This window comes from Paenibacillus catalpae (genome assembly GCF_900112695.1).
Lineage (GTDB): Bacteria > Bacillota > Bacilli > Paenibacillales > Paenibacillaceae > Pristimantibacillus > Pristimantibacillus catalpae.
Map to the genome: position 1 here is coordinate 264,776 of NZ_FOMT01000006.1, position 26,760 is coordinate 291,535.

27 protein-coding genes are annotated in these 26,760 nt (G+C 50.8%); 19 read left to right on the top strand and 8 right to left on the bottom strand.

Going from position 1 to position 26,760, the window contains the following annotated elements; genetic code table 11:
- The first annotated feature begins 13 nt into the window (after positions 1–13).
- Complete coding sequence (locus BM200_RS25790) at positions 14–3,076, top strand: S-layer homology domain-containing protein (protein WP_091189633.1); 3,063 nt, start codon at positions 14–16, stop codon at positions 3,074–3,076.
- 90 nt (positions 3,077–3,166) lie between these two features.
- Here BM200_RS25790 and BM200_RS25795 read toward each other — a convergent pair whose 3' ends face one another.
- Complete coding sequence (locus BM200_RS25795; RefSeq protein ID WP_091189634.1) at positions 3,167–4,231, bottom strand: LLM class flavin-dependent oxidoreductase; 1,065 nt, start codon at positions 4,229–4,231, stop codon at positions 3,167–3,169.
- 214 nt (positions 4,232–4,445) lie between these two features.
- Here BM200_RS25795 and BM200_RS30510 point away from each other — a divergent pair, with 214 nt between their 5' ends.
- On the top strand, positions 4,446–5,897 hold the full coding sequence (locus BM200_RS30510) for an aminoglycoside phosphotransferase family protein (protein WP_245773158.1): 1,452 nt from the start codon (positions 4,446–4,448) through the stop codon (positions 5,895–5,897).
- A 55-nt stretch (positions 5,898–5,952) separates the two neighbouring features.
- Here the strand turns inward: BM200_RS30510 and BM200_RS25805 are convergent, their stop codons facing one another.
- Entirely contained in the window at positions 5,953–6,564 is a 612-nt protein-coding gene (locus tag BM200_RS25805; protein WP_091189636.1) for a TetR/AcrR family transcriptional regulator, read from the bottom strand.
- A gap of 177 nt (positions 6,565–6,741) precedes the next feature.
- Here BM200_RS25805 and BM200_RS25810 point away from each other — a divergent pair, with 177 nt between their 5' ends.
- From BM200_RS25810 to BM200_RS25835, 6 genes are all read left to right on the top strand, one after another.
- Positions 6,742–7,914 (top strand): YhgE/Pip domain-containing protein, encoded by a 1,173-nt coding sequence (locus BM200_RS25810; RefSeq protein ID WP_091189637.1) that lies wholly within the window; start codon positions 6,742–6,744, stop codon positions 7,912–7,914.
- 109 nt (positions 7,915–8,023) lie between these two features.
- Positions 8,024–8,728 carry a response regulator transcription factor gene (locus BM200_RS25815; RefSeq protein ID WP_091190108.1) on the top strand — a complete coding sequence of 235 codons (705 nt, stop codon included), beginning with the start codon at positions 8,024–8,026 and terminating at the stop codon, positions 8,726–8,728.
- Positions 8,712–9,809, top strand: a complete 1,098-nt coding sequence (locus BM200_RS25820; RefSeq protein WP_091189639.1) for a sensor histidine kinase — start codon at positions 8,712–8,714, stop codon at positions 9,807–9,809. The genes BM200_RS25815 and BM200_RS25820 overlap by 17 nt, the downstream gene beginning before the upstream one ends.
- Positions 9,810–9,892: 83 nt before the next feature.
- Positions 9,893–10,753 (top strand): M15 family metallopeptidase, encoded by an 861-nt coding sequence (locus tag BM200_RS25825; RefSeq protein WP_091189640.1) that lies wholly within the window; start codon positions 9,893–9,895, stop codon positions 10,751–10,753.
- A 156-nt stretch (positions 10,754–10,909) separates the two neighbouring features.
- Positions 10,910–11,491 carry a TetR/AcrR family transcriptional regulator gene (locus BM200_RS25830; protein WP_091189642.1) on the top strand — a complete coding sequence of 194 codons (582 nt, stop codon included), beginning with the start codon at positions 10,910–10,912 and terminating at the stop codon, positions 11,489–11,491.
- Positions 11,492–11,603: 112 nt separating this feature from the next.
- Positions 11,604–12,422, top strand: coding sequence for an SDR family oxidoreductase (locus BM200_RS25835; protein ID WP_091189643.1), 819 nt, complete (start codon positions 11,604–11,606; stop codon positions 12,420–12,422).
- 33 nt (positions 12,423–12,455) lie between these two features.
- On the opposite strand, the gene BM200_RS25840 is transcribed toward BM200_RS25835, so the two are convergent.
- Positions 12,456–13,313 carry a pentapeptide repeat-containing protein gene (locus BM200_RS25840; protein WP_091189644.1) on the bottom strand — a complete coding sequence of 286 codons (858 nt, stop codon included), beginning with the start codon at positions 13,311–13,313 and terminating at the stop codon, positions 12,456–12,458.
- A 178-nt stretch (positions 13,314–13,491) separates the two neighbouring features.
- Here BM200_RS25840 and BM200_RS25845 point away from each other — a divergent pair, with 178 nt between their 5' ends.
- Positions 13,492–14,271 (top strand): RNA ligase family protein, encoded by a 780-nt coding sequence (locus tag BM200_RS25845; protein WP_091189646.1) that lies wholly within the window; start codon positions 13,492–13,494, stop codon positions 14,269–14,271.
- An 8-nt stretch (positions 14,272–14,279) separates the two neighbouring features.
- Positions 14,280–14,963: a hypothetical protein gene (locus BM200_RS25850; RefSeq protein ID WP_139230841.1), complete on the top strand. Its 684-nt coding sequence runs from the start codon at positions 14,280–14,282 to the stop codon at positions 14,961–14,963.
- 40 nt (positions 14,964–15,003) lie between these two features.
- Here BM200_RS25850 and BM200_RS25855 read toward each other — a convergent pair whose 3' ends face one another.
- The 5 genes from BM200_RS25855 to BM200_RS25875 are packed head-to-tail and all read right to left on the bottom strand — an operon-like array spanning position 15,004 to position 19,130.
- Positions 15,004–15,777: a tyrosine-protein phosphatase gene (locus BM200_RS25855; protein ID WP_091189649.1), complete on the bottom strand. Its 774-nt coding sequence runs from the start codon at positions 15,775–15,777 to the stop codon at positions 15,004–15,006.
- Positions 15,778–15,807: 30 nt separating this feature from the next.
- On the bottom strand, positions 15,808–16,599 hold the full coding sequence (gene phnC / locus BM200_RS25860) for a phosphonate ABC transporter ATP-binding protein (protein ID WP_091189650.1): 792 nt from the start codon (positions 16,597–16,599) through the stop codon (positions 15,808–15,810).
- A 21-nt stretch (positions 16,600–16,620) separates the two neighbouring features.
- Positions 16,621–17,418 (bottom strand): PhnE/PtxC family ABC transporter permease, encoded by a 798-nt coding sequence (locus BM200_RS25865; RefSeq protein WP_091189652.1) that lies wholly within the window; start codon positions 17,416–17,418, stop codon positions 16,621–16,623.
- Positions 17,415–18,197: a phosphonate ABC transporter, permease protein PhnE gene (phnE, locus tag BM200_RS25870; RefSeq protein ID WP_091189653.1), complete on the bottom strand. Its 783-nt coding sequence runs from the start codon at positions 18,195–18,197 to the stop codon at positions 17,415–17,417. Before phnE ends, BM200_RS25865 begins: the two co-directional genes overlap by 4 nt.
- Before the next feature lie 33 nt (positions 18,198–18,230).
- Positions 18,231–19,130 (bottom strand): phosphate/phosphite/phosphonate ABC transporter substrate-binding protein, encoded by a 900-nt coding sequence (locus tag BM200_RS25875; protein ID WP_091189655.1) that lies wholly within the window; start codon positions 19,128–19,130, stop codon positions 18,231–18,233.
- 173 nt (positions 19,131–19,303) lie between these two features.
- On the opposite strand from BM200_RS25875, the gene BM200_RS25880 reads away from it, so the two are divergent.
- The 9 genes from BM200_RS25880 (at position 19,304) to BM200_RS25920 (ending at position 26,745) form a co-directional block, all read left to right on the top strand.
- Positions 19,304–19,948, top strand: a complete 645-nt coding sequence (locus BM200_RS25880; RefSeq protein ID WP_175533025.1) for a GntR family transcriptional regulator — start codon at positions 19,304–19,306, stop codon at positions 19,946–19,948.
- Positions 19,949–20,004: 56 nt separating this feature from the next.
- Complete coding sequence (locus tag BM200_RS25885) at positions 20,005–20,973, top strand: quinone oxidoreductase family protein (RefSeq protein ID WP_091190111.1); 969 nt, start codon at positions 20,005–20,007, stop codon at positions 20,971–20,973.
- Between the two features lie 200 nt (positions 20,974–21,173).
- Positions 21,174–21,605, top strand: a complete 432-nt coding sequence (locus BM200_RS25890) for a MerR family transcriptional regulator (RefSeq protein ID WP_091190114.1) — start codon at positions 21,174–21,176, stop codon at positions 21,603–21,605.
- 2 nt (positions 21,606–21,607) lie between these two features.
- Positions 21,608–22,849: an MFS transporter gene (locus tag BM200_RS25895; RefSeq protein WP_091189659.1), complete on the top strand. Its 1,242-nt coding sequence runs from the start codon at positions 21,608–21,610 to the stop codon at positions 22,847–22,849.
- Between the two features lie 43 nt (positions 22,850–22,892).
- Positions 22,893–23,777, top strand: coding sequence for a glucuronyl esterase domain-containing protein (locus BM200_RS25900; protein WP_091189661.1), 885 nt, complete (start codon positions 22,893–22,895; stop codon positions 23,775–23,777).
- A 167-nt stretch (positions 23,778–23,944) separates the two neighbouring features.
- Entirely contained in the window at positions 23,945–24,574 is a 630-nt protein-coding gene (locus BM200_RS25905) for a YhbD family protein (protein ID WP_091189663.1), read from the top strand.
- Between the two features lie 15 nt (positions 24,575–24,589).
- Positions 24,590–25,261: a polymer-forming cytoskeletal protein gene (locus tag BM200_RS25910; protein ID WP_091189665.1), complete on the top strand. Its 672-nt coding sequence runs from the start codon at positions 24,590–24,592 to the stop codon at positions 25,259–25,261.
- Positions 25,262–25,279: 18 nt separating this feature from the next.
- Complete coding sequence (locus BM200_RS25915) at positions 25,280–26,014, top strand: hypothetical protein (RefSeq protein ID WP_091189667.1); 735 nt, start codon at positions 25,280–25,282, stop codon at positions 26,012–26,014.
- A 113-nt stretch (positions 26,015–26,127) separates the two neighbouring features.
- Positions 26,128–26,745 (top strand): TetR/AcrR family transcriptional regulator, encoded by a 618-nt coding sequence (locus BM200_RS25920; RefSeq protein WP_091189669.1) that lies wholly within the window; start codon positions 26,128–26,130, stop codon positions 26,743–26,745.
- Positions 26,746–26,760 lie beyond the last annotated feature (15 nt).

Genomic DNA, 26,760 nt, shown 5'->3' on the forward strand with positions numbered 1-26,760 from the left:
GGAGTATATACACATGAAACGATTCAATCGCACATTATCTCTTCTGCTTGCTACCGCGCTGGTGCTGCCGGTCTTCCAGACCGGCACGGCGCGTGCCGCAGAAGTGAGCAGCTTTAATAGCGCAGTCAGCCATTATGATTATTTTAACGATGTCTATCCGCATTTGAATGATACAAGCCATGTCTTGAAGACCGTTACTTATGAGGATCTGGTCACGCTGCTGGACAGCGAAGGTACATATGCCGTTTTGGTCGGCGGGGCATGGAGCGAGGAGACGCAGGCGGATATCGGCTTTATTAACCAGGTGGCCAAGCAGTATGGCGTAGATACCGTCTATAATTTCGATACGAAGCTGGACGGCGCTGCAGTTGATATTGCCGAGCAGCAGGAGAACCCTTACACCAAAGTGGTAACTTCCACTTCGCAAGGTGTAACTACAAACACGACCAACTATTATGATTTCAACGAGCTGTACGTTGAGCTGGCAGACAAGTATTTGACGAACCTTAATCCCAATACCGATGCTGCGATCACATACAGCAAGAAGTCGCCGGATAAAGTAACAACTACCGGTACGGTTACCGCTGCTTCGACGGTGATTGCAAGCGGTGAAGCGAAGAAAATCGAGTCCCCGTTCCTGTTTATTTATGACAAGGACCACAAGGATGGCGAAGGGAATGCTGCACCCATCATCGCCTCGCTTGAGAAGCACGGTTCTTCCGCGGATTACACCTGGAACGACTTCCTGACAGCTGATCCGAACGACGGCGATGCGCTGGATACAGCTAAAGTCGACAGCTACAAGGAACAGGTATTGAATGTATTTAATAAAGTGCCGGCTGCTGACTACGACAGCCTGACGAGCTGGGATTTCATCGCTCCGGCGTTTAACAAGCATGAAGATCAAACGGTAGGACGCGACATTTTCCCGACACATGAGGAGAATGGCGAAGTAGTCGGCAATGACGGCGAGCTTGTCTTTGTGCATGTCACTTATGACGAATTGAATCACTTGCTTGATAGCGAAGGCAACTACGTAATCCTGTTCGGCGGTTCGTGGTGCCCGAATACGCAAGCGGCAATCCGTTTCATTGATGAATATGCGAAGAAGTATAACGTCGATAAGGTCTACTTCTGGGATACGAAGCTGGATGCGGGCATCTCGGTGCTTGATCCAAGCGCTGATCCGCATAACAGCACGTTCCTGCAAGTGCGCGACACGAATCACCCGCTGGCCAAGCTGTATGTTGATCTGGTGAACAAGTACCTGACCAACATTAAGACCCAATACTTACCGGCTTCGAACAACGTCAATTATGTGGAAAATGGCACTAATGTAGTTGCCAACAAGCTGCAGGTTCCTTACCTGTTTGCTTACAACAAGGACAACGTGAGCGCGGATGGCAGCAAAGCGCCGATTCTTGGTCATGTGGAATTGATGTATACGTGGAAGAACATTCAGCCGGATTATGCCGTAGCTGACGGCGTTATCCGCAATCATGCGAACTACACAAGCGCGCTGGATAAATTGCTCACGCGTCTGGAAGCAACACCAACCGGACTGACGGGCGTTGCGCCAACCACGAGCGCGAACAACAATGGCCAAATTACAGGTATAACAAACAAAGCATTGGAATACAAGCTGAAAGGCGCGGCTGATTCGGCTTACACAGCCGTATCCGGCAATGCCATTACGGGTCTTGCAGCTGGAACGTATTCGGTAAGATATGCAGCGAAAAACGGTTATAACGGTCCAACAAATGCACAGAACGGACCAACAGCCGTGCCATATGCAGCAGGCCAAGCGGTTGATGTGATTGTTCCGGCTTTTGACGGACCAACCACGCCAACTACCCCAACAACGCCGACAAATCCTACCACTCCAACAACACCAATTGAAGAGGTTAATGCGGTGAATTCGGTAACCGTAACGGGTACAACCGATCCGGCAACGGGCGAGACGGTAGCCGCGGTATCGGCTAGCGATGTAACCAGCCTGATTACGAAAGCTTCCAAAGCAGAAGCAGCAGGCAAAGCGGCCGTTATCGGCTTCCAAGTTCCTGCAACGGCGGATACAACTTCTTCGCAATTAACGGTTCCCAGAAATTCCTTCAACTCGATTGCTTCGGGTACTAATGCAGCGGTGAAGGCGGATCTGTCGATTGGGACCGTAACGTTTGATTCGAAAGCGGTAGAAAGCATCAGTGCTAATTCGGAGTCCGGCGATATCAGCCTTATTGTCTCCCAATTCGAGCTGACGGCTGAAGGCAAGGAAGTACTAGGCGACCGTCCTGTCTATGATCTGTCTGTCTTTGCAGGCGACAAACAAATCTCGAGCTTCGGCGGCGGCAAGGTGCAAGTGAGCATACCGTACACCCTGAAGGCAGGAGAAGATCCGGAATCCATTGTTGTATACCATGTAGCGGACTCTGGTGATCCGCAGACGATCCGCGGCCGCTTCAATGCAGCAGCAGGAACGGTCAACTTCACAACGACTCACTTCTCGCAATACATTATCGGCTTCAATAAAGTAAGCTTTTTGGACGTACCAACAACGGCCTGGTTCCATCATGCTGTCAGCTTCCTGGCTGCCCGTGAAATTACCGGCGGCACGGATGAAGCTCACTTCAGCCCAAATGCGGAGCTGACAAGAGGTCAGTTCATCGTTCTGCTGCTGAATGCTTACGGCATAACGCCTGAAGCAGACGGCGCGGCGAACTTCGCCGATGCAGGCAAGACGTATTACACGAACTATCTGGCTGCTGCCAAACGCCTTGGCATCGCAACAGGTTCGGGCGAGAACAAGTTTAATCCGAATAACAAGATTACACGCCAAGAGCTGTTTACCTTGCTGTACCGTTCGCTGGAGCAATTAGGCGAGCTGCCAACGGCAAAAACAGGCGCGGCTGCAGCTTCTTATTCGGATGCTGCGGACATCGCAGGCTATGCGCAAACGGCGTTTGCAGCCCTTGTTGAGACTGGCGTTATTAAAGGAAGCGGCAATAAGCTGAATCCGGAAGGCGTGTCCACAAGAGCGGAAGCGGCTCAAGTGCTGTATAACCTGTTATCCCAATAAGAAGGAAGGGGTGGAGAGTGGCCGCCCCTTCTCCTACTTAGAACAAAAGTGCGAGCCGTCAGCCGGCCCGCACTTTTTGCGTTTGTATTCTTATTTCGAAGCTGCGGTAATTTCCTTGCGGACAATAGGCGCAACCTTGGTGCCAAGAAGCTCAATCGCACGCATCATATCCTTGTGGGGAATTGAGCTGGTGTCGACATGCAGGAAGAAGCGGGTCAGGCCCAGGTTCTTGTGCAGCAAAATAATTTTCTCCGCTACATATTCCGCTTCGCCGACATAAAGCGCTCCGCGCAGGCTGCGTGCCGCGTCGAAAGCTTCAAACGTGTACGGAGGCCATCCGCGTTCACGGCCGATGACATTCATCATCGCCTGCTGAGCCGGGTAGAAGAGCTCAGCCGCTCTTGCTTCCGTATCGCTGATGAAGCCATGCGAATGCGTGCCGATTTGCATTTTTTTCGGATCATGCCCGGCACGGGTGTAGGCTTCTTTGTACAATTCAACAAGGGGAGCGAACCGCTCCGGCATACCGCCTATAATGGCAAAGCATACAGGAAGACCAAGCACGCCCGCGCGAATCGCCGACTGCGGGTTGCCGCCTGTTGCGATCCAGACGGGAAGCGGGTCCTGAACCGCACGCGGATAAACCGCCAGATTGTCGAGGGCAGCACGGTGATTGCCCTGCCAGGTCACTTTCTCTTCCTTCGTAATTTGGAGCAGCAGCTCCAGCTTCTCGTCGAACAGCTCATCATAGTCTTCCAGGCTGTAGCCAAAGAGCGGGAACGATTCGATAAACGAGCCTCTGCCCGCCATAATTTCAGCGCGGCCGTTCGAGATCGCATCCACGGTAGAGAAGCCCTGGTAGACACGGACCGGATCATCCGAGGACAGTACCGTCACGGCGCTTGTCAGACGAAGATGCTTTGTCTGCGCGGCTGCAGCCGCCAAAATGACATGCGGTGCGCTGGCTGCATAATCCGCGCGGTGATGCTCGCCGATTCCATATACGTCAAGGCCAACCTGGTCGGCCAGAATCATCTCTTCCACGCTGTTGCGGATCCGTTCTGCATGGCTGTAGGCATTCCCCATGCCCGGATAAGGTTTTGCTTCCAGAAAGGTGCTAATGCCAAGTTCAAAATGTGTTGCCGATTCGGTCATATAAGTCCGCCTCCTTTATTTCTTCTAGTTTACTCAATTTTTATAAGTTTCTCAATTATAGTAAGCTGATTCTCAGGAAAGTATTTTTAGGATTAGAAGATAGGGCGGTAAACATACAAAGAGGGAATTTCAACACAAACAGGCGGATGATGTTAGAGGCGTGCAACAATTTCCTGTTTTTGGCGTATCTTTTGTAGGGAAAAGGGGTGTTTCGTTGTTTATTACGATAAGCAGGAAGCAATTCGAGGAGCTGGGAGACGACGAGTTAAGGCGTGCGTGCGTAAAGCCCATTGCCGAACAGATTCGAGGGAAGAGCTTTGCCGTGAAGTCAAAGGTGCTTGCGAAGCTGAACCGCCAGCAGCAGGCCTTGTTCCTGTATGCGGCCTGGTACGATCATGCGAAGCAATCGCCGATGGAGCTGTTCTGCTGGACGGCTCATGTGCTCGGTCAGCGCGGCTATTGGGAAGGCGTGACGAAGGCAGTGAGGTTCTTCGGAGATGAAGCGATGTCCTCTATCCTGAAGGAGCTTCAGGCTATGCTTGAAGCTCATGTCTTGCAGCAAGAAAGTACGTTAAGCGAAGTGACGTTTAAAGATCTGGAGCTGCATGATGACCTGCGGGAGCAGGTGGAGGACTGCTACAGACGTTTTCAGTTAGAGGTGCCTGGCAGCCTGCACCGGCTTGCCCGATATATCCGTGCTCATACGGAGCGCTTTATTATCTTTTTACCGGAAGGAGGGATGGACATGAATGATTTACTCTCTGGAATACCTGAGCTGCAGGATTGCGAGAGGCTGGAGCTGATTCATAAAGGATACTCCAGCGACAGCAAATATATCGCGTATAGCCGTGACGGCCAGCCGCAGTATCTGCTTCGCACTTATGCGCTCGAAGAGGATACAAGGAAACGGCAGGAATTCCGCGTGCTCGAGCAGCTGCGGGAGCAGGCTGTGATGTGCTCGAAGCCCATTGCTGTTGGCAGGCTGGAGGATTACGCGCTCGGCTATATGCTGCTATCTTATATTGATGGCGGCGATGCGACAGACGAGCTTCCGCTCTTAAGCCTTGGCGAGCAGTATGAGATTGGTCTTCAAGCCGGAGCCGAGCTTCGCAAAATCCATCAAATCCATGCACCGGACGATGTTGAGCCGTGGGAGAGCCGGGTCGTTGCGAAATATAGACGATACCGGGAGGGCTACGAGCAAAGCGGGGTAACCATTCCTTATGAGGACAAGCTGATTTCTTTTATCGAAGCGAATCTTGGCCGAATGAAGGGCCGCCCGAACATCCTGCAGCATGATGACTTTCATGTCGGCAATCTGATCGTGAAGGATAAACGGCTGTCGGGCGTTATTGATGTGAACCGGTTTGACTGGGGAGATCCTGTGCATGAGTTTCTGAAGGCGGGCTTCTTCAGCGCGGAGGTCAGTATTCCGTTTGCGGTGGGTCAAATCGACGGCTATTACGGGGACGAGACGGCGGATGATTCCTTCTGGGCCTTATACTCGCTCTATATTGCGCTGACGATTCTGTCGTCGGTGGTCTGGATTCTTCGCGTACGCCCGGAGGAGCTGGATGATATGCTGGTCAGAATAAACAGGGTATGGGAGGACCATGACGGCTTTGAACGGCTTGTGCCGAAGTGGTATTCCGAATTCCGGAGATAATGAATAATGAAGAGAAAGAAGAGCCTTCACGCTTAGAGAGGGCTCTTTGTCTATTCTAGGCAAGAGGTTTTTCTTTCAATCCAAAGGATACCAGGGGACCGAAATTGACGATATTCATCATAATGAAAGCCATCTGCGTTGGCGTCTGATCCATGTCGCATTCAATCCAATGCATCAGCATGCCGAAATGCGCCGAGGTCATATAAGCGACGACGTAGTCCCGCCTTATATTCAGATTAGCGGCTTCAGGAATGTTGATCTTCTCGTAAATATGCCTGGTCATCAGCTTGCGGAATTGAATGGCGTAGGAAAGATCGCCTTTGGGTCCAAACATGACCTTCAGGAAATCCGCATGCCTCGCAAACTCCTCGAAAATTTGGACACCAAGCGGGTATGGCTCCTGCAGATTCCCATACTCCATGGCTTTGCGGAAGTCGAGCTTCATCACATACTGCTCAATGCTCTTGAACACATAATCCTTGAGCTGCTGCAGCAGATCGGGAACATCGCGGTAATGCAAATAGAAGGTTCCCCGGTTTAAATTAGCATGATTTGTAATATCCGTAACGGTTACGTTTTCCACGCCTTTTTCCGCGATCAGACTCATGAACGATTCATAGATCTGCTGTTTGGTCTTTGCTTTTCTCCGGTCGATCTTCTCGGACATAACGGCGTCTCCTCCACAATTTTGCTGCGTTAATGAACACCGCGTGAGCGATGTGATGAGTACTGAACAGGTTGGCGAGGAATGATTATTGTATTTCCTTCATCTCTCATTATAATTAACAACGTGATCACTAATCAACATGCTGTTCATTTATATAAATAGGAGATGAGAGTGGAAATGGCTATTTTTAGACAGAAAATGTTATGGATTGGAGTTCTGATCATTACACTGGTACTTACGGTGTTTGGTCTTGCCATGATGGGCTCCGTACTGGGGACGAAACCAAGTCATGTGCCTGTGGCACTGGTCGTGCTTGATGCGCCAGTTGATCTGCCGACCGGCGATAAGCTGGCCGTGGGCGAGATGATCAAGAAGCAGCTAACCGGCAATCAACAGCTGCCGATCAGCTGGAAGATTGTCAGCTCGGAAGAAGAAGCCCGCGAGGGGCTGAATTCGCGTGACTATTACGGCGCGCTGGTGCTGCCGAAGGACCTGAGCGCAGGTGTAGCGTCGATGATGGGACCGTCACCGTCACCCGCAACCGTGCAGATTATTAGCAATGAAGGCATGAACACACAGGCGGCCACCCTTGTGAAGCAAGGTCTCGGTCAAGTGATGAAGATGGTATCCCTCGAGCTGTCCAAATCAGCGCTCGAGCAGCTGTCCCAGCGTTCGGAGCAGATCCCTGTTGCTACGGCATCGGCCTTGCTGGCTCCGATTCAAGTGACGGATGAGACCGTTCACCCGGTTGGCGCTAATAATGCGAGCGGCAATGCACCGGGACTCATGACGCAAATCATGTGGATGGGCAGTCTGGTAACCGCTATGATGCTGTTCCTGGCAAGTAACGGCGCGAAGAAAGCGACTGGCCGCAAATGGGAAGTTCACCTGCTGCAGCCCATTCTCGGCATTGTTCTGGTTGGCGGCGCATCCGGCTTCCTGGTCTGGATGGCCAATGCCTGGTACGGCATGGAGATGACGGCAGCCTTAGATACATGGCTGTTCCTCTGGCTTGGCGGATCCATGTTCTACCTGCTGCAGTCGATGCTGCTGAACTGGATCGGCTTCCCGGCCATGGCGATTCTCGTCTTGCTTATGTTCTTCTCCATGCCGATTCTAAATATGCCGGTGGAGTTCCTGTCTTCGACTACGCATGACCTGCTGTACTCGTGGACGCCGCTTCGTTTCGTAACCGGCGGTCTGCGCGAGATTATGTACTTCGGCGGGCTGAATGCAGTGAGCACGAATGCGGCTGTACTGTGGAGCATCGCGGGAGGCTGTCTGGTCCTGCTGCTTGCAGCAGGCGTGAAAAAAGAAAAAGCCGCTTCGGAGTATTCCTCCGCAGCGTAAGGTAAAGGCTGTCCCCTTGGGACGGCCTTTTTTTGATTATGGCCCGGCCAAGGGGTTACAATAAGAGATGGAATAAATAAGAAATGACAAGGAATGATTGACAATGGGGATGCAGCGAACAACGATCTTGATTGCGGAGGATGATCCGGACATTGCCGAGCTGATCGCACTTCATCTGGGCAAAGAGGGCTACCAGCTGCTGAAGGCCGCTGACGGGAGAGAAGCCGTCCGTCTCGTTCAGACGAATACGATCGATCTGGTTATTCTCGACATCATGATGCCGCATATGGACGGTTATGAAGTAATCCGGGTTATTCGGGAGCAGCAGCACCGGATGCCGATTATTTTCCTGAGTGCCAAGACGTCCGACTTTGATAAAATAACCGGCCTCGTCATGGGAGCCGACGATTATATGACCAAGCCGTTTAATCCGATGGAGCTTCTGGCGAGAGTCAATGCCCAGCTGAGGCGCTTCAAGCAGCTGAATCAGCCGGTATCCTCGGTGCATCAGTCCGCTCTCATCGCGGGAGGACTGACGATTGATCAGGAGCAGCGGACGGTTACCTTGTACAATGAACGGATCGAGCTGACGCCGAAGGAATTCGATATCCTGTATCTGCTGGCAAGCCACCCGAAGAAGGTGTTCAGCGCAGAGCATATTTTTCAGCAGGTATGGGGCGAGGCTTATTATGAGAGCGGCGGCAATACGGTGATGGTTCATATCCGGACGCTGCGCAAGAAGCTTGGCGAGGACAAGAAGCAGCAGCAATGGATCAAGACCGTATGGGGGGTCGGCTATGCTTTCCAAGGTTAAAAAAACGCGCAGCTTCCGGACCCGGATGATTGAGCTGTTCGTCATGAGTCTGCTTGTCTCCGGTGCCGTCACTTATTTGCTGTATCGGCTGCTGCAGTCTTACTATAATCAGAGAGTCCGCTATGCGGATGATCCGATCGCCCAGGCACGGGGCTGGATCTACGACATCGGCGATTTGAATTTTTTCCTGATCTTCTTTCTGCCGTTATCGTTCTTCTTCTTCTATATGTTCACCAAGCCATACGTTACCTATTTCAAGGAAATCTCGAACGGCATTCACCGGCTGGCCAACGGCGATTTCAACGGGCAGGTGCAGGTCTCCTCGGATGATGAGTTTGGAGTAATCGCGAGCGACCTTAATCTGGCCGGCGAAATGCTTCAGAAAGCGGTGGAACGGGGAGATTTCGCCGAGACGAGCAAGGATCAGCTGGTGCTGAATCTCGCGCATGATCTGCGGACGCCTCTCACCTCGGTGCTCGGCTACCTGGATTTTATTCTTCGTGACGAGCAGCTGACACCGGAGCAGGTCAAGCATTTTGCGGCTATAGCGTTTAATAAGTCTCAGCGCCTGGAGCGGCTCGTTGATGAGCTGTTTGAGTTGACCCGGATGAACTACGGCATGCTGACCCTAGAAAAGCGGGAGATCGATCTGTCCGAACTGCTGATGCAGATGAGCGAAGAGCTGTATCCGCTGTTTAAGAAAAGCCGGCTGACCGCAAGAATGGACCTTCCTCCCCATCTCATGATGGTTGCGGACGGCGAGCTGCTGGCAAGGGTGTTCGAGAACTTGCTGACCAACGCCGCCCGTTACGGTCAGGATGGAGAATATGTCGACGTGAGAGGACGGATAGAGAACGGCGAAGCCATCCTGGAGGTTATCAATTATGGCGATTCGATCAAGCCGGAGGATCTGCCGCATCTGTTCGACATGTTCTACACCGGCGACCGTGCCCGCTCTCCGGAAGGAAGCACGGGCTTGGGGCTGTTTATCGTCAAAAACATCGTGGAGCAGCACGAAGGCACCATTACCGCGGAGAGCAGCACGATTCGCACCATTTTCACGGTCAGATTGCCAATTTAAGAAAAACTTTAACTTTTTCCCCACTTCTTCTTAAAAAGTATGCCGTATTCTTAATTGCATGAACAAGCAAAGGGGAATGGAGCATGAAGAAGTGGGTTGTTTTTGCGTTTATCCTTGTTATTCTGCTTAGTTACGGAATCCCGCAGCTTAATGTGAAAAGCGGCGGGGAAGGCAAGGTTAATATAGAGAACGGGTCGCTGCCGTCGAAAGACAGCCAGATGATTACCGTAAGCAAGGAGCAGATGTATCAGGGGGATTTGCTCCTTGTGAATGCGGACTATGCCTTGCATCAGGAAGGAATACGTTCGGATGTCGTCTCGCTGTCCGATCGTTCGGATCTGGTGAAGGGCTTCGGCTTGCTCGATCCGTCCATTCAGCTGTCACAGTCGATTGTTAAATCATTTGGCAAGATGGTAGCAGGTGCGGCAAAAGACGGCGTGAATCATTTTCTCATCAACAGCGGGTATCGCGACGCGGATAAGCAGGACCAGCTATACCGCGATATGGGACATGACTATGCGCTTCCGGCTTACCATAGCGAGCATAATCTTGGAGTATCGCTGGATATCGGTTCAACAGAGGCGAAGATGGAAGATGCAAAGGAAGGCAAATGGCTGGAGCAGCATGCCTGGGAGTATGGTTTTATTTTACGCTATCCGAAGGGTAAAGAAGAGATTACGGGCATTAAGTTTGAGCCGTGGCATTTCCGTTATGTCGGGCGTGCACACAGCGCCATCATGTATCAGCAGGACCTGACGCTTGAGCAATATTTGGACGAGCTGAAAAAGACAAAGGGACTCTCCATCACATTAGATAATCAAAAGTATACCGTTACCTACTACCCGATGGTCGGAGACAGCGTAACCGTTCGGGTACCAAAGGGCGAGCATTACGATATCTCCGGCAACAATTACGACGGGGTTATTGTAACGGCGTATGCATAGAGGAGTTAATGAAGCGTATCGCTGGAGATGCGCTTTTTCGTTGGCTGTTGGGTATACTGCTCCTTGCCAGTTGACAACGGAAGCAACAAGAAGCATAATAAACGCTAGAATGAACGTTCTATCTAATGGGTCTGGACAGTCTGGAGGAAGCATCTCATGTTTGAGCAATATAATAAAGTGCAGAAGGCTGTGCTCGAAACGACACTTTCGATTATTATCCGCAAAGAGCTTCAGGCTACTTCTATGGCGCTGATCGCCAAGGAGTCCAAGGTGTCGACGGGCAGTATTTATCATTATTTCAGCAGCAAAGAAGAGATTATCAATGAGCTGTACACGGCCATCGTTACGTATAACGGCCAGTTCGTGCAGGAAGGGCTGAACCGGGAGGGCACGATCCGCGAACGATTTACTTGGGGCTGGGAGAAAGTAATCGAGATCAGCCGGCAATATCCGGAGGGCTTCCAGTTTATTGAGCAGTACTCCTTCTCGCCATACATCTATGAAGAGGTTAAGCAGAAAGCCTATAACGGCGGATGGTGCGCGCCGATGAACGGGCTTTATGCGGAGGCGATGGAGCAGAAGCTGTTCAAGGAGATGGATCCCAAGCTGCTTGTTCAGATGCATTATGGATCTATTGTCTACATGATGAAGAGCTATTTGCAAGGCAACACGGAGTTAACCGATGCCGGGATTCAGCAGGCGATAGAGGTGTGCTGGCAGGGAGCATGCAGAGAATAAAGGGACGCGAGCGTTTGAGCATGCTTCCTCTGCAGTCCGGTCTGTTGGGCCGGTTTTTAAGACAGTTAGAATGAACGTTCGATCTAAAATTGAGGTAGAGGAGAGAATCATAATGAGCAAAACGATCTTTATTACAGGAACAAGCAGCGGACTAGGTAAGCTGACGGCGATTCATTTTGCCAAGCTGGGCTGGAATGTTGCGGCAACGATGCGGACACCGGAGAATGAAACAGAGCTGACGCAGTACGGCAATATTAAGCTGTTTAAGCTCGATGTAACGGATGTGGAGCAGGTCCAGGCAGCCGTGGCCGATGCGATTGAAGCTTTCGGGCGGATTGATGTTGTCGTGAACAATGCAGGAGTTGGAGCTTATGGAGCATTGGAGCTGGCAAAGGAGGAGACCATTGACTGGCAGCTTGGCGTAAACGTACGCGGTCCTATCAATGTGATTCGTGCAATGCTGCCGCATTTCCGGGCGAATAAATCCGGCATGTTCATTACAATCAGCTCGTTTATGGGCGTCACCACGGCCGTGCCTACCGGCTCCTTATATAATATGTCCAAATTTGCTTTGGAAGGATTAATCGAAGGATTGTATTACGAGCTGAAGCCGCTTGGCATCGAGCTGAGGCTGGTGGAGCAGGGCGGTTCGTCGGGCAATAACTTTGTGGATAAAATTGTCTGGGGTAATAGCGAGGAGATTACCGATTATGATGAGATTACCGCAAAGGTAAAAGCGATGATGTCCAAAGCCGCCGAAGGCGGGGTGGATGATCCGCAAACGATTGTAGATGCTATTGCCCGGCTTGCCATTGGCGAGAGCAATCAGTTTCGCACGCTGGTGGGCGAAGCTGCTCATCAGTTGATGGATATGAGAAAATCGCTGCCGATTGAGGACTATTTGGAACGGATCGCAGCGCCGTATCAATAATAATACGATCTAAGGCGAAGGCCGGTCACCATCCTAAGACGTGGCCGGCTTTTTGCTGTTCCAATGCTCTGGCCGGTTAAGTGCCGGCGGAAGCTTGGTGTCCGCATTGCCTTTTGCGGCTTGCAGCTGGACTTGGGTCAGGAAGAGACTCTCGCTTAAGTCGGCTCCAGACAGGTCGGTATCCCGCATATCGGCTCCAATCAGATCCGCATAGCGGAGGTCGGATCCCCGGAGATCGGCGGCAATGAGGAAAGCCCCACGCAGATTAGCTCCCCGAAGGTCCGCGCCTTGCAGCTTGGCTCCCATTAGATCGGCCCCACGTCCGATGACTTTCTTCTTGCGGCTGCGGGAATCCCCCTTAAGCGGAGGGGCTTCAGCCCGCACAAGCTCGCTTGTCTGCAGCAGCAGAGCGTTCACTTTGGCGCGGTGGGCGGCGACATCCAGCTCCAGCAGGGCATCGGCGTCCAGGCAGGTGAGGCGTTCCGTCTCCTCAAGCTGCGCTTGAAGCTCTTGGCGGATCGGCCGGGCTGCTTGATGCTCTGCCGCTCCGGTCAAATACCAGAGCAGCTCGTGAAGATGCCACATGGCGGGGAATACCTCAAATATTTGCTTCGCCTTGTGTGGCTCATGCCGCCAGCTGCGGCCGCCGAAGGTGAACTGCGAAAGCTTCTGTCCGGCTCCAAAGCAGTCGTATACGGTACAGCCCCGGAAGCCCTGCTGCCGAAGATTATTGTGGATGCCGCACCGGAAATCCTCCTGCAGATTGCGGCACGGCTGTCCGCTGTTTTTATCTATAGCAAAGTCCGCAGATGCGGCAAAAGGAAGTGCGACACAGCATAAGCCAAAGCAGTTTTCACAATCCCCTCTAAGATGTCTGCGTTCTAGGGCCATCTTATTCCCTCCTTTTATTCTCTCTATTCTAAACGAAAGGGATATTGAGAGAAATGGAAAAAACAATTAAATCCCTTTATGTGGAAGTTGTGCTCGATTATGATAGAGAGAGGGCAGCGGCACTCGACTTCGGCGAGGGAGATTAAGTAAGATTACTTAATAAGGAGTGGAAATATATATGGATCTGAGGAAAATCAACTCGTTAACCAAGTATCCGAGTATTCTTACCTATCATAAGCTGGGCGAGCGGGGGAAATTAACGGAGGAGTTAAACGAAGAGCGGGGATATCTGAACGATTCCGATACCATCTATATTTACGAGAAAGTAGACGGAGAGAACGCAAGAATCATTTTCTTAAAGAATCCATCGGGCGAGATCGATTATTTGATCGGCTCCAGAGAAGAGCTGTTATACGCCAAGGGAGATCGCATCGGGAATCCGTACGGGAATATCTCCGAATTTCTTAAGCCTCTTGCGGAACAATTGACTGCAAATGACTTTCTTCAAGGCGATTGGGCTTTAACCGTTGTGTATCAGGAGTCGTATGGCGGTAAAACGAAAGCTGCCAAAAACTATACCGAGAATAAGACCCAGGCCTATAGAGTGTTTGACGTCTTTTCATTGACCAGAAGTGAACTGGACAGTCTCCTTCTATTACCGAGTGAGAAGATTGCGGAGTGGCGGGAGCACGGGAATCAGCCTTTTTATAGCGAATTAGAAAAAAACAAATTTATAGAAGCCAATGAGCTTGCATATGCTCCTTTGTTACATGAGGTCAGCGGCGCGGAGTTCCCAACCTCGCTTGAGAATACGTTTCGTTATTTGAAGAGCTTCGAACAAACCAGGGTCGGGATTGATGCTTCGGGGAAATCGGAAGGGATTATTGTCCGTTCTGCCCATCGAAAGCAGATCAGAAAAATTCGTTTCGAGGACTACGAAAGAACCTTCAGAAAATAAGGAGCATAATGATGTACACAGGGAAAAGATCAAGTCTGTTATGGGTCAAGTGGAGCTGCATGATACTCGCCTGTTTGCTGTTGCTTGTCGGCTTTGTCTATGCTTATGACAAGCCTGGCGGGATCGCGGACTGGAGATATTCTCGAGCAGCGGGGTACCCGGGAATCATAAATATTCCGCTTGGAGACACGCCGGAGCAAGCGGTGCAGAAGTTTAGACAAACTACTGATGAACAAGTGATCTATAAGGAAGCGATTGACGGAGGCGTCCTGGTCTTTACGAAACGTAACGATCAAACAGACGGGACCGATCTAGGGATAGAATTTGTGCGTAAAACATGGCTGGGCTGGAAATGGGTTACGGGTGGATCCTACGGATTATCGTCGGTCGCGGATGAGGCGGTTAACTATATGAGTATGCCAAAGTTCAAAGGCATACACGGACCTTTCCCCATTGTGTATGGTCAAATTGCGGATAAATCCATTACCGACATCCAGGTTATACTCGGCGGCGATGCTTATCGCGCCAAGATTATTAATGAAGGGGTTTTGGAGCCGATCTGGTATGTTGAACTGCCTTCCTCAGCCGATACTCCTTACCAAATCGAGGCCCTAAATAGTAGAAGTTCAGTCGTGGCCAGCAAAACCATTGACGATTCGTTTGATTCCGGAAGCATTCTTGTATCTAAATAACCGAAAGGCGCCTGCATCTTTGCAGGCGCCTTTCGGCGTTTCACGCCAGATAATAGTTCTGAAGCTTCGCGCGACGCTCAGCATCAATGCCGAATTCCTGCTCGAGGTAAGCCTCGAAGGTACCGTAGCCGGATTCAATTGCGTTAAATACCGCCTCAAGGAACTCTGCGCGAAGACGCATATTTTCCATTATTTCCTCTAGCTTTTCTGCAGAAAGATGCGGCCTCAGGCGCTCCTTCATTTGTTCGTTCATCGGAGCCAGCGTTTCGTTGGAGATCAGATAGTCTGCAATGATCGTCTCCTTGTCCACGCCAAGGGTCAGCAGAATCAAAGCGCCGCCAACGCCGGTACGGTCACGTCCGCCCATGCAGTGGTGAAGGAATGCCGTACCCTCCTGATTTTCAAACAGCTGCATCAGAGCTTTAAACGACGTGTTATTAAGCGCCATTTTCCCATACATTTCTGTCATGATTTCAAGCGGCATTTGTTCCAGCTGCTTCAACATTTCCTTCTCGAAATCAGCGGAAGTCACAGCCGGATTATTAATAGCCGGAACGCGGATGTTGCGAACAGACGGGATTACCGGGTCAGGCTGCTTCTCCGCTTCGTGATCATCGCGGTAATCGAAGATTGCCGTGATGCCCAGCGATTGCAGTAACGAGATATCCTTTTCCGTCATTGCCGACAGATCCGCGGATCGGAAGATCAAGCCAGGCTTTACTTCACGGCCGTCTGCCGTTTTGTAGCCGCCCATATCGCGGAAGTTAAGGACCTTCTCCATCGGGATAATACGCTCAAATTGTTGAGTTGTCATTAGAGTCTCGCCTTTCGATTTGGGATTAGATTAAACAGCTTGTTCAATGGCAGAGCCGTTTTGGAACATTTGATGCTCTTTGCCCTCATAGATGTGCTGCGTCATGCGCTCCGTCAGCTCTTCCGGGCTGCCGTCGAAGACCACTCTGCCGCTCTTGATACCAACAATGCGGGTAGCATATCGCTTAGCAACATCCACCTGATGCAGGTTCACGAGGCAGGCAATGCCCTGTTCTTTGCAGTTGGCATAAAGGGAGTCCATAACAACCTTTGAGGAATTAGGGTCAAGGGAAGCGATAGGCTCATCCGCGAGAATAAGCTCAGGCTTTTGGGCCAGCGCACGGCAGATGCCAACCCGCTGCTTTTGCCCGCCGGACAGCTCATCAGCCCGTTTGTACACCTGCTCCTCCAGCCCAAGCTTTTGCAAGAGAGCAATGGCCTGCAGCTTGTCTGCTTCGGAATAGCGGCTGAACACCCCGTTAAAAGCGCTCATTTGGCCAAGACGTCCATGCAGCACATTTTCAAGCACGCTTAAGCGGTCTACCAGATTGTAGTGCTGAAAGATCATGCCAATTTGCGATCGGATTTGGCGAAGCTGTTTTTTGTTTGCCCCCACAATCTCTTGATCAAGGAACGCAATCGAGCCAGCTGTTGGATCGATCAGGCGGTTGATGCAGCGGAGCAGCGTTGATTTGCCGGCGCCGCTTGGGCCGATGACGGCAATGAATTCATTCGGGTGAACCTCAAGATCAATACCGTTCAAAGCCACTGTACTGGTGCCGTATTGTTTCTTCAGACCATGAATTTGAAGCATGGGTTTCATATGAGAAGGCCTCCCTTAAACTTATTTGTGATTGCGTCCCGACAGGCGCAAGCGAATGATGTTGGTTGTCATCTCCAGCAGGAACAGCGTAAAGAAGACGATGAGAATACCAAGCGACAGCGGCTTGAAGTCATAGAAGCTGATGTATTCCTGGAGCAGGACCCCAATACCGCCGGCACCCACGATCCCCAGTATGACCGTTTCGGCAACGGTAATCTCGAAGTTGAAGGCAACACTGGCAAGGAATGCGGTCATCAGCTGGGGCGTTACGCCATTGAATACAAGGTTCCACCAGCCGCCGCCGACAGCCTTAACGGCTTCGATGATGTCTTTGCCGGACTCGTCGATCTGGTCGGAGAAGACTCGGGTCAGAAAAGCGATGGTCGGGAAAATCAGTCCAAGTACGCCGGCCATGGAGCCGAAGCCAATGCTCGCTACCGCCAGCAGGACCCAGATCGTAATGGGAATCGTCCGAATAATGACGATGATCGCGCGAATGAGCTTGGCAAGGATCGGGACAGGCGCCGTGTTGGTGGCAATCACAAAAGCAAGGAAGAACGAGATGACAACACTAATGACTACGGTTAAGAATGCAATAATTAGGGAAGTGAGCAAGCCATCCATTAACGCCGGGAATTCTGTAAAGGACATTTGCGCCATCATGCTTGCCATATGCGGAATCTGATGCAGTCCTTCCGTAAATTGACTCAGGTCAAGCTTTAAATAGAAGAAGCAGGGTATGAACAGCAATGCCATGATGCCGATGAACCAGCGCTGCTGGCGCTGAGTCGACGCATGGCCAATCCGGATTTTCTTCAAATTAATCTCTCCCTTATCCGTTTCGTCATAAACTCTATGACCAGAATCATGACGATCAGAATACAAATCACGGTTGAGGTCCGGTTGTATTGGAACAAGTCCATCGTCAATTTGATTTGGGAACCGATGCCGCCGGCGCCAACAAGGCCAAGGATCGCGGAGGCCCGGATGCTGAGCTCGAACATAAACAGTGTCCAGGAGATGTACCCGGGAACGAATTGCGGAATAATAGCGTGTTTGATTTTTTGCAGGTAGCCTGCCCCCATCGCATCCAGAGCTTCGGTCGCATGACTGTCGATCTCCTCTATCGCTTCCGCATAGACGCGGGCAAGGAAGCCGCTGCCGAACAGGATCAGGGAGAAAATGCCCGGCATGCTGCCGACTCCAAATATTACGACAAGAATCGATGCCCATACAAGGAACGGAATATTGCGAAGCAAGGAGATGAAGCCGCGCATAACCGTCCGAATAACAGGGTGAGGCGTCGTTTGACGAGCCATCAGGAAGCCAAACACCAGTCCGATGACCGATGCCAGCACCGTTGCCACTACACCGTAAGCGAGCGTATCCAGCACAGGTCCAAAGTAAGTCGGTAAGTCCGAGGCCTTAGGCGGCAGGAAGTCGGTGAACAAGAAGTTCATGAAGATCGGAATGCCGCCAATAAACTCCGAAAAGCTGAAGTTGATATACCAAAGCGAGAACACGACAGCGGCTGCAAAAAAAGCAAGCGAAACATTTCGCTTAAGCTTTTTTTGCGTGACCGCAGCTGCAGTTTGCATGAAGACAAGCCTCCTTCAATAATACCGTGCGGGTTATTTCAACAGATCATCAGGGCTAAGGTTCAGTTTTTTCGCAATATCGCGCAGACCGTCAAAGTCGCTGTCTTTAGCTTCAATAAACTTCGCGTCTTTTGATCCTACGATGCCTTCGAGGTATTCCGGATTGTCATAAGAGAGCAAGAACTCTTTCACGGATGCTTTGAAATCTTCCGGCAGGTCTTTGCGGATACCAATCGCTGTGCCAGGAAGCGGCTGCGACTCACCAATTGTGCGATAGGAGTCCTTCTCGATAATGCCTTTTGCCTCAAGCATAGCCGGCATCATGGAAGCTGTGCCGATTGCGTCATATTGTCCGCGAAGCAAGCCGAGAACGGCTTTGTCGTGGCCGCCTGCGAATTGAACATCCTTGAAGAATCCTTGTTCGATTTCCTCAGGAGTTAGATCAAGCTGCTCGGCAAGAATGGATTTCGGCAGCAGATGGCCAGTTGTCGATACCGGATCCACGAAGCCGAATGTTTTGCCTTTCAAGTCAGCCAGCGTCTGAATCGGGGAATCTTTCTTTACAAGAATGACGGAAGCAGGAGCATTTGCCATCGCGGGGATGGAAATCTCCGCAACCGGCTCTACGTTCGCGCGGTCAACGGCTACGATATAGGAGAAGGGACCAAATAGAGCATAGTCGGCTTTACCGTTCTTCATGGCTTCGATTGCAGCGTTGTAGCTGGTTGCTTTGTACGATTCAACGGGAACGCCCAGCTTCTCGGACAATTTGGTTTCGAAGTCCTTATTCAGCTTAATCGCGGTGTCACTGTTCTCACCCGGCAGGTATGCGATGACGAATTTTTTCGGCGCGCCGCCTTTATTGCTTGAACAACCGGCCAGCATCGTGAGTGCCACTACAAACAAAGTCATGATCAGTAAAGCTTTTTTCATTTTTCTCTTTCCTCCCTATAATGGACAATATCCTGTATACAGGTTGTATAATACGTGTGTTTTGTTAGGGGATCGTTAGCGATCGTGCATCGTTGTGTTAAAAAATTGTTGAGCTATTGTAGACGGCAAATCGGTAGCCTAAAATAGGGACAGAACAAGAGAGGATGCTTCCTATGTCACTTATACAGAAGGCCTATGCGTATATAAGAGAACAGATTTTACAGGGGGAATTTATGCCTGGCACGCTGCTCTCCGAGGTAGAACTGGCCGAGCAGCTTAATATGAGCCGGACTCCGGTGCGATCCGCGATGTCGCAGCTGGAGTCGCAGGGTTATGTGAACGCGATACAAAATCGGGGGATCTTCGTTAAAGAAGTCTCTTTAAAGGAAATACTCGATATGATGGAGGTTCAGCATGCTTTTCAGCGGATGAGCCTGAGGGTGATCGTCGAGACGGGAGATAAGCCTGATCTTGCCGCGATGCAGGCGTATCTGGATGGACAGATTGAGGCAACGGAACGGGTCGATTATTTCAGCTATTTGCAGCATTTCTTTAAATTTAACCGGTGCCTGATTGAAGCTTCGCGCAATTCCGTTGCGCTCCAGATGTTTGATATGCTGCAGGACAAGATGCTGCGGTTCTCTATTGTAGGCTATAAGAAGACCCCGCATATTCCGCATTTCTCAGCCAGCAAGATCAGCCGGAGTATTCTGGATCATCTGATTGCCGGCGAGTATGATGAAATCGGGGAGATTATGGACCATATGCTGATTCACGGCAAGAAGCGAATGATTGAACTGAATTTGATGAAGCTATAAAGCTATAAAGAGATAACCTTAAAGATCGATGCGGAGGCAGCAGGATGAGCAGCAAGATGAAGGCATTAGTGTTTGAACAGTTCGGCGGGCCGGAGGTATTGGCTTATAAGGAGATTCCCGCGCCGGAGCTTAAGCCGGGAACCGTATTGGTGCGGATGAAGGCCGCCGGCCTGAACTATGCCGATATTTACCGCAGGCGGGGCAACTATCATTTGGCGGGGAATCCGCCTTATATATTAGGCTATGAAGGAGCGGGCATCGTTGAGGCAGCAGCAGCCGATGCGGCAGAATTGAAGCCGGGCGACCGGATCGCGTTCTGCGATGTTCCTCATGCGAATGCGGAGCTGGTGCAGGTCCCGCTGGAGAAGGCCATTCCGCTTCCGGAGGATATCCCGTTCGAGACGGCAGCAGCAATATTGCTGCAAGGCATGACCGCGCATTATTTGACGCGTGACAGCTATAAGGTGCAGGCAGGCGACGAGGTGCTTGTCCATGCGGCTGCCGGAGGTGTCGGGCAGCTATTGGTACAGCTGGCGAAGCGGCAAGGAGTACGTGTGCTGGGGCTTGTCTCATCGGAGGCGAAGCGGGATGCCGCTCGGGCCGCGGGAGCCGATGAAGTGCTGCTCTACAGCAGCAGCTGGGTGGAGGCCGTGAAGCATTGGTCCATCAGCGGTAATGGGGTGACGGTTGCCTATGATTCGGTCGGTTCAACGCTGATGGACAGTTTTGCAGCCGTACGGACGAAGGGAACGGTTGTCTTCTACGGCATGGCAGGAGGAGATCCAGCTTTTGTTGATCCTCGGATGCTGATGGATACGTCGAAGACACTAACCGGCGGTGATCTATGGAATCATGTCACATCCCGTGATGATCGTTTGCGACGGGCGAATGAATTATTCAGCTGGCTGCGGGACGGCAGTCTGAGGCTGGAGACTCCAGGAGCTTTCTCGCTTTCGGAGGGAGCGGAGGCCCACCGGATGCTCGAAAGCCGTCTGAGCACGGGCAAAATCATTCTTATTCCATAATCGTTTCAAGCGGCTAAGCCGGGGGCAATTCTTGCACAGGAGCGAACCCCCGGCTTTTTTCTGTCGAATGTTTTAGTCCCGGAAAGGACATCTTATTTCAGGAGAAAGAAGACACCTGCATGGTCCATTTCCCAAAGTTAACGTTGACGTTAACATTAACTTGGAGTATCGTAGATATCAGAAAGCAAGAGAAAGAGGCGATGAACATTTTTTACAAGATCGAGGATGTTGCCAAGATGGTTGGCTTGACGAAACGAACGCTTCGCTATTATGAGGAGATAGGGCTGCTGACTCCCCCGGAGCGCAGTGAAGGCGGCTTCCGCTTATATACAGACAGTCATGTGGAGCGGTTGAAGAAGCTGATTAATGCACGTGATGTGCTTGGCTTCTCTCTGCAGGAGCTTCAGCAATATGTATCGATGAGCGAGGAGTTCATCAATCAGCGTGATGAGATCAAGCAGACCGAAGATTTGGAGCAGCGTCTGCGGAAGATTGATGAGCTCGAGCAGACGGTCGACAAGCAGCTGGAGCTGATTGATCAGAAGCTTGAGAAGATGAAGAGCATGAGGTCGGAGATCCATCTGCTCAAGGACAAAATCATTGAGGCCAAAAAGAAATATAAACAGGAGTGAGAATGAGCGTGGCAAATTCATCTCAAACTACATCAGATTCATTATCTAATGAGAAAAGCGGATTTTTCAGCCAGCCCCGCGCGGTCTGGGCTGTCTTCTTCGCCGGCATAATCGCCTTCATGGGGATTGGCCTGGTTGACCCGATTCTGAAAGCCATTGCGGAAGAAATGCATGCTTCAGCCAGTGAAGTAAGCTTATTGTTCACCAGCTATAACGCGGTTATGGCGGTAGCAATGCTGATTACAGGCGTTGTTACCTCGCGGCTGGGGATCAAATGGACGCTTCTTCTTGGCGTCGTTATTATTGCGGTTTTCTCGCTGCTTGGCGGGTTATCGAATGATATTTGGGCACTGGTCGGCTATCGGGCCGGCTGGGGCCTTGGCAATGCCTTCTTTGTTGCAACGGCGTTAACCGCTATCGTATCCTTGTCCAAAAGCGGCGTGACTAAAGCCATCATCTTATATGAGGCCGCGATTGGTATCGGGATTTCGGTAGGTCCGCTGCTTGGCGGCGAGCTGGGGTCGATCTCCTGGAGAGGCCCTTTTATCGGCGTTGCCGGACTTATGGTTATCGCGTTCCTGGCGATTATCTTTATGATGCCAAAAGCGGCGGGGGCGCCCAAGGCGGCGGCTCCTAATGCCAGAAAAACGTCACTGCTTGATCCGTTCCGAGCACTCAGACATCGTCCGCTAGTTGTCTTTGGCCTGACGGCGTGCTTTTATAACTTCGGCTTCTTCACGTTGATGGCTTATGCGCCATTCGTTATGGGCCTCGGCATCCACGGCCTGGGTTATGTGTTCCTCGGCTGGGGTATTCTGCTCGCCGTTACTTCGGTCTTTATGGCTCCATGGCTGCAGCGCAAGTTCGGTACGGTCAAATCAATGGCGGTAATGCTGTCGCTGTTTGGTCTTACCTTGCTTGCGATGGCAATCTGGACGGATACCCAGTGGGTCATTATCGCCAGCGTAATCTTCGCCGGTGCTTTGCTGGGTAACAATAATACCTTGATTACGACAGGGGTTATGAATGCAGCGCCGGTTGAACGTTCGACAGCTTCTGCGGCATACAGCTTCCTTCGTTTTATCGGCGGTGCCGTTGCGCCGTATTTCGCCGGCAAGCTTGCCGAATGGTTTAACCCGCATGTGCCTTTCTATGTGGGGGCAGGCTTCGTTATCCTGTCCGTGCTGTTCATCCTGGCGAATCATAAGCATGTGAAGCATGTCGATCTTGCTGGCGGTCATTAATCGGGAGCAGAAGAAAGGGATTTGCACTGCCCGTGGCAAATAGATGTATCATGATGCTCAGGACTTCTATTTATCCATGGAAAAGGATGTGCTGGTCTTGTCGATTCGCAAGGGAACTTATATCAGCCCGGCTGATTTGCCGCTTAAGCAGGAGCTGCCGGATCCATTCACGTTTGAAGACGGCCGCCGCGTGCTGACGGTTTCGGACTGGGAAGAACGTTCGGAAGAATTACAGGATATGTATCATTATTATATGTATGGCTATAAACCCGATACGTCGGGGGAACAGGTATCTTATGAGAAAACAGAGCAAGGCCTTCAGGTTCAAGTAACCCGGGAGCTCTATTCTGACATCGATGCAACCCGCGCTGTCGTGACCGGGTTCTCCAGATGGGGGAAGGCAAGCCTGGTGATCGGGATGATGGATAAGCGGTTTGCCTTAATCAATCCGCATGCATCGGGAGCAGGAGGTATGGCCTCTTTCCGTTATTCGCTCGAAGGAAAGGTCTATCCTTGGGGGACAGCCGGGCGGAGCGAGCCGCTTGATGCGCTGCACAGCGAAAGCTTGGCGCACTGGTTCAACTCGGTGTTCCTGGCGTTCAAGGATCCGGCGGCGCTGCCGTTCGACCAGCATGAGCTGGCCGCGCTTATGGCGCCAAGAGCGCTGCTCTTAACGGGCGGTTACGAGGATGACTGGGTGAATCCCGAAGGGATGTATGTTTCTTATGCAGAGGCGGAACGGGTTTACAAGTTTCTCGGCGCTGAGAATCAGATCGGCATTGCTTACCGTTCGGGCGGGCATAACCGGACGCAAGAGGATATCAGCCATCTGCTTGATTATTGTGACTGGCGTTTGAGAGGCATTCAGCCGAAAACTACGGATTTTAAGTCAAGCTTGTATGAGCCATGGAGACAGGGCATAGACTAAGAGTAAGCCGCTTGCAGAAGCCTCATTCTGTGAGCGGCTTTTCTTTATGAAAATAGAAGAAAGTATAAAAACGTTTGCTCCTCCTCGAAAGGGATGGAGCAGCCGTTTACGCTTGCTTAAACAACGTAACAATGTTATGTTATATTGAAAGAAGAGGAGGCCGTCATATGGAGGAAGAACTGATATCCAAGAAGGATTTGCTGGAGCTTACGGGCATTTCGTACGGACAGCTATACCGCTGGAAGCGTAAAAACCTGCTGCCGGAGGAATGGTTTATCCGCAAATCGGCTTTTACCGGGCAAGAGACCTTTTTCCCAAAGCAGAAAATTTTAGACAGAATCGATAAAATTGTTCATATGAAGGATGATCTTTCCTTAGATGAGCTTGCAGATATGTTCTCGCCGGCATCCAAGGCGATTTCAATCCCAATGAAGCAATTAATAGAACGAAACATTGTTTCAACAAATGCGGCAAAAACAGCAGAGGCCTATATCGGGCAGTCGGAGCTATATACCTTTGAGCAGACATTATGTGTCTACATTCTCGATTATTGTCTGCAGACGGGCGAGATCAGCCTTGAAGAAGGCAAGACGTTGATTCCTACCTTCCTTGAGCACTATAAGAAATTCAAGGAACAGCAATGTGATCTGATCCTGCTCCGCAAGATGGGCGTATCCGTGTTTTTACTTCTCCCTGCCGGCGGCGAAATTCATTTCGAAAGCGGAGTAAAGATCATCCTCCGAGTGGATGTGCCGGTTATGATCGAGCAATTAAAATTGAAGTTAATGGCGATATGACGGGAGGCAAAACATATGGTAGATAAACGGAAGCTTATTATAACCGGAATTGGCAAGTCGAATGGCGGCGATGTTCATTTGGCGAAGATCGAAGGAGTAGGCAAAATTGATGGGGATGTCAATTGCGCGGAGTTTCGAGTGGATGGCACGGGAGATCTTCAAGGCAGTTTGAAAGCTGCGACAGCGGCGATTAATGGAATCGTTCATATACATGGCAGTCTGCATGCCAATACGTTTAACCTTGAGGGCAAGATGACGGTGGATGGCTCCATGATCAGTGAGCATATCCGGATGAACGGCATGGTGACGGTGAAGGGCAGCTGCGAGACGGAAACCTTTGAAGCGAATGGGCGATTGCATATCGAGATGCTTAACGCAGGACAGATTAAGCTGACCTTGCAGGGCGCAAGCCGAATTGAAGAGATGGGCGGCGAAGATATTCAAATCCGTGAGCAGTCCAGCAAGGGCTTCGGCAAGTGGCTGCAAACCGTAAAGGGGCCATTCAGCAATAAACTAAATGCAGGGGTTATTGAAGGCGACCGCATTTACCTTGAGTATACAACGGCTGATATTGTAAGGGGCGGGAAAGTAACCATTGGTCAAGGCTGCACGATTGGCAGTGTGGAATACAAGCAAAGTCTTGATGTACACAGCAGCTCCAAGATCATTAAACAAGCTCAAGTATAAGAGAATGGAGGCGATCGTATGAACCAGAATAAAAAGATCAGCAGAGGAAATTTAACGATTACTGGCAGTTCCAGTGTGATGGGAGGACTGTATGACAGCGTCAAGATTGTGGGAGAAGGCGGTATTGAGGGCGATACAGACTGCAATAAGCTGAAGTGCGTCGGTACGCTGGAAGTGAACGGCTCAATCTCGGCCGACAAGATGAGCATAGTTGGCACATGCGACGTCAAGGGCGGATTGCAGGGCGGGACGCTTAAAACTTCCGGTACCTTAACCGTTGGAGGGATCACCCGGCTTCGCGAACTGGGTATATCGGGGACAATTGATTCGAAAGATCATATATATAGTGAGAGAGTACATCTCAGGGGAAGTCTGCAGACGCTTGGTGATTGCGAGGCGGAAGCATTTACGGCAAAAGGCATCTTTGAGATTGGAGGCCTGCTGAATGCCGGAAAGCTTGATATCAAGCTGTACCGCGATTGCAAAGCGCATGAGATAGGCGGCGGACAGATCAATATCAAGAAAGCGAGCTTGCTGCATCCGCTCAGCTTGTTTTTCAAACCTTCTTCCAGCGCAAGGCTTTCAGTGTCAGTTATGGAAGGAGATCATATCTATTTGGAAAACACGATTGCTGATATAGTAAGAGGGAACAAGGTTGTGATCGGGCTAGGCTGCGAGATTGGACTTGTCGAATATAAGGAACATTTCGAACAAAGAAAAGATGCCGTCGTAAGAGATAACAGAAAAGTTTAGGCGATTTTGTGATGTTTTGGCATATCGATTGACATCGCATCGGCCATGCGCTAAACTTTCGCTGTGCGATCGTTCAGTGAAAACTATGCAATTCTTTTAAGGAGGTGGCGACGATGTCTCGCAACATCCGAAAAGAGCAAGCGGCCGAAACGCGTGAGAAAATACTAGAAGCTGCAAAATCATTATTTGCGGAAAAAGGATACCATGGCACCCCAGTACGAGAAATCACGAGGAAGATCGGGATGGGCGACGGTATCCTTTATCATTATTTTCCGGGCGGCAAGCGCGAAATTATGTCGGTGTTGCTACGTGAAAGCTTCGAGCACCGTAGAAAAGAAATACAGCAGATTAACCGCGTCATCGAAGAGATGGATCTGAGAGACGCGATGATGACGATAAAACGCCGGATTTACGAGCTGTTTACGGCGGATATGGATTTGACACGGATTTTGTTCCGTGAGAATGATTTGCTTGGCTTTGAAGAAGCCGAGCAGTTAACGGCGTTGCTCCGCGAGCAGAGCGCCATCTTCGAAGAGTTTCTGAAGGACCGGCATGAGAAAGGCGAGATTCGCGATCTTGATTTCCGGATAGCGTCCAGACAATTCTTGTCCACAAGCTTGCATGCGATTATGAGCAAATCGGTTGGCATTCAACTGCTTAATGAACCGGATGTTTATAAATACATGGAAGAGAATGTGGATTTCACAATAGATCTATGGAAAAATCCTTGAGCTACAAATAGAAGG

Coding starts and splice junctions, on each gene's coding strand:
- BM200_RS25790 (WP_091189633.1), top strand. CDS start 14: ATGAAACGATTCAATCGCACATTATCTCTTCTGCTTGCTACCGCGCTG.
- BM200_RS25795 (WP_091189634.1), bottom strand. CDS start 4,231: ATGACCGAATCGGCAACACATTTTGAACTTGGCATTAGCACCTTTCTG.
- BM200_RS25805 (WP_091189636.1), bottom strand. CDS start 6,564: ATGTCCGAGAAGATCGACCGGAGAAAAGCAAAGACCAAACAGCAGATC.
- BM200_RS25810 (WP_091189637.1), top strand. CDS start 6,742: ATGGCTATTTTTAGACAGAAAATGTTATGGATTGGAGTTCTGATCATT.
- BM200_RS25815 (WP_091190108.1), top strand. CDS start 8,024: ATGCAGCGAACAACGATCTTGATTGCGGAGGATGATCCGGACATTGCC.
- BM200_RS25820 (WP_091189639.1), top strand. CDS start 8,712: ATGCTTTCCAAGGTTAAAAAAACGCGCAGCTTCCGGACCCGGATGATT.
- BM200_RS25825 (WP_091189640.1), top strand. CDS start 9,893: ATGAAGAAGTGGGTTGTTTTTGCGTTTATCCTTGTTATTCTGCTTAGT.
- BM200_RS25830 (WP_091189642.1), top strand. CDS start 10,910: ATGTTTGAGCAATATAATAAAGTGCAGAAGGCTGTGCTCGAAACGACA.
- BM200_RS25835 (WP_091189643.1), top strand. CDS start 11,604: ATGAGCAAAACGATCTTTATTACAGGAACAAGCAGCGGACTAGGTAAG.
- BM200_RS25840 (WP_091189644.1), bottom strand. CDS start 13,313: ATGGCCCTAGAACGCAGACATCTTAGAGGGGATTGTGAAAACTGCTTT.
- BM200_RS25845 (WP_091189646.1), top strand. CDS start 13,492: ATGGATCTGAGGAAAATCAACTCGTTAACCAAGTATCCGAGTATTCTT.
- BM200_RS25850 (WP_139230841.1), top strand. CDS start 14,280: ATGATGTACACAGGGAAAAGATCAAGTCTGTTATGGGTCAAGTGGAGC.
- BM200_RS25855 (WP_091189649.1), bottom strand. CDS start 15,777: ATGACAACTCAACAATTTGAGCGTATTATCCCGATGGAGAAGGTCCTT.
- phnC (WP_091189650.1), bottom strand. CDS start 16,599: ATGAAACCCATGCTTCAAATTCATGGTCTGAAGAAACAATACGGCACC.
- phnE (WP_091189653.1), bottom strand. CDS start 18,197: ATGCAAACTGCAGCTGCGGTCACGCAAAAAAAGCTTAAGCGAAATGTT.
- BM200_RS25875 (WP_091189655.1), bottom strand. CDS start 19,130: ATGAAAAAAGCTTTACTGATCATGACTTTGTTTGTAGTGGCACTCACG.
- BM200_RS25880 (WP_175533025.1), top strand. CDS start 19,304: ATGTCACTTATACAGAAGGCCTATGCGTATATAAGAGAACAGATTTTA.
- BM200_RS25885 (WP_091190111.1), top strand. CDS start 20,005: ATGAAGGCATTAGTGTTTGAACAGTTCGGCGGGCCGGAGGTATTGGCT.
- BM200_RS25890 (WP_091190114.1), top strand. CDS start 21,174: ATGAACATTTTTTACAAGATCGAGGATGTTGCCAAGATGGTTGGCTTG.
- BM200_RS25895 (WP_091189659.1), top strand. CDS start 21,608: ATGAGCGTGGCAAATTCATCTCAAACTACATCAGATTCATTATCTAAT.
- BM200_RS25900 (WP_091189661.1), top strand. CDS start 22,893: ATGTATCATGATGCTCAGGACTTCTATTTATCCATGGAAAAGGATGTG.
- BM200_RS25905 (WP_091189663.1), top strand. CDS start 23,945: ATGGAGGAAGAACTGATATCCAAGAAGGATTTGCTGGAGCTTACGGGC.
- BM200_RS25910 (WP_091189665.1), top strand. CDS start 24,590: ATGGTAGATAAACGGAAGCTTATTATAACCGGAATTGGCAAGTCGAAT.
- BM200_RS25915 (WP_091189667.1), top strand. CDS start 25,280: ATGAACCAGAATAAAAAGATCAGCAGAGGAAATTTAACGATTACTGGC.
- BM200_RS25920 (WP_091189669.1), top strand. CDS start 26,128: ATGTCTCGCAACATCCGAAAAGAGCAAGCGGCCGAAACGCGTGAGAAA.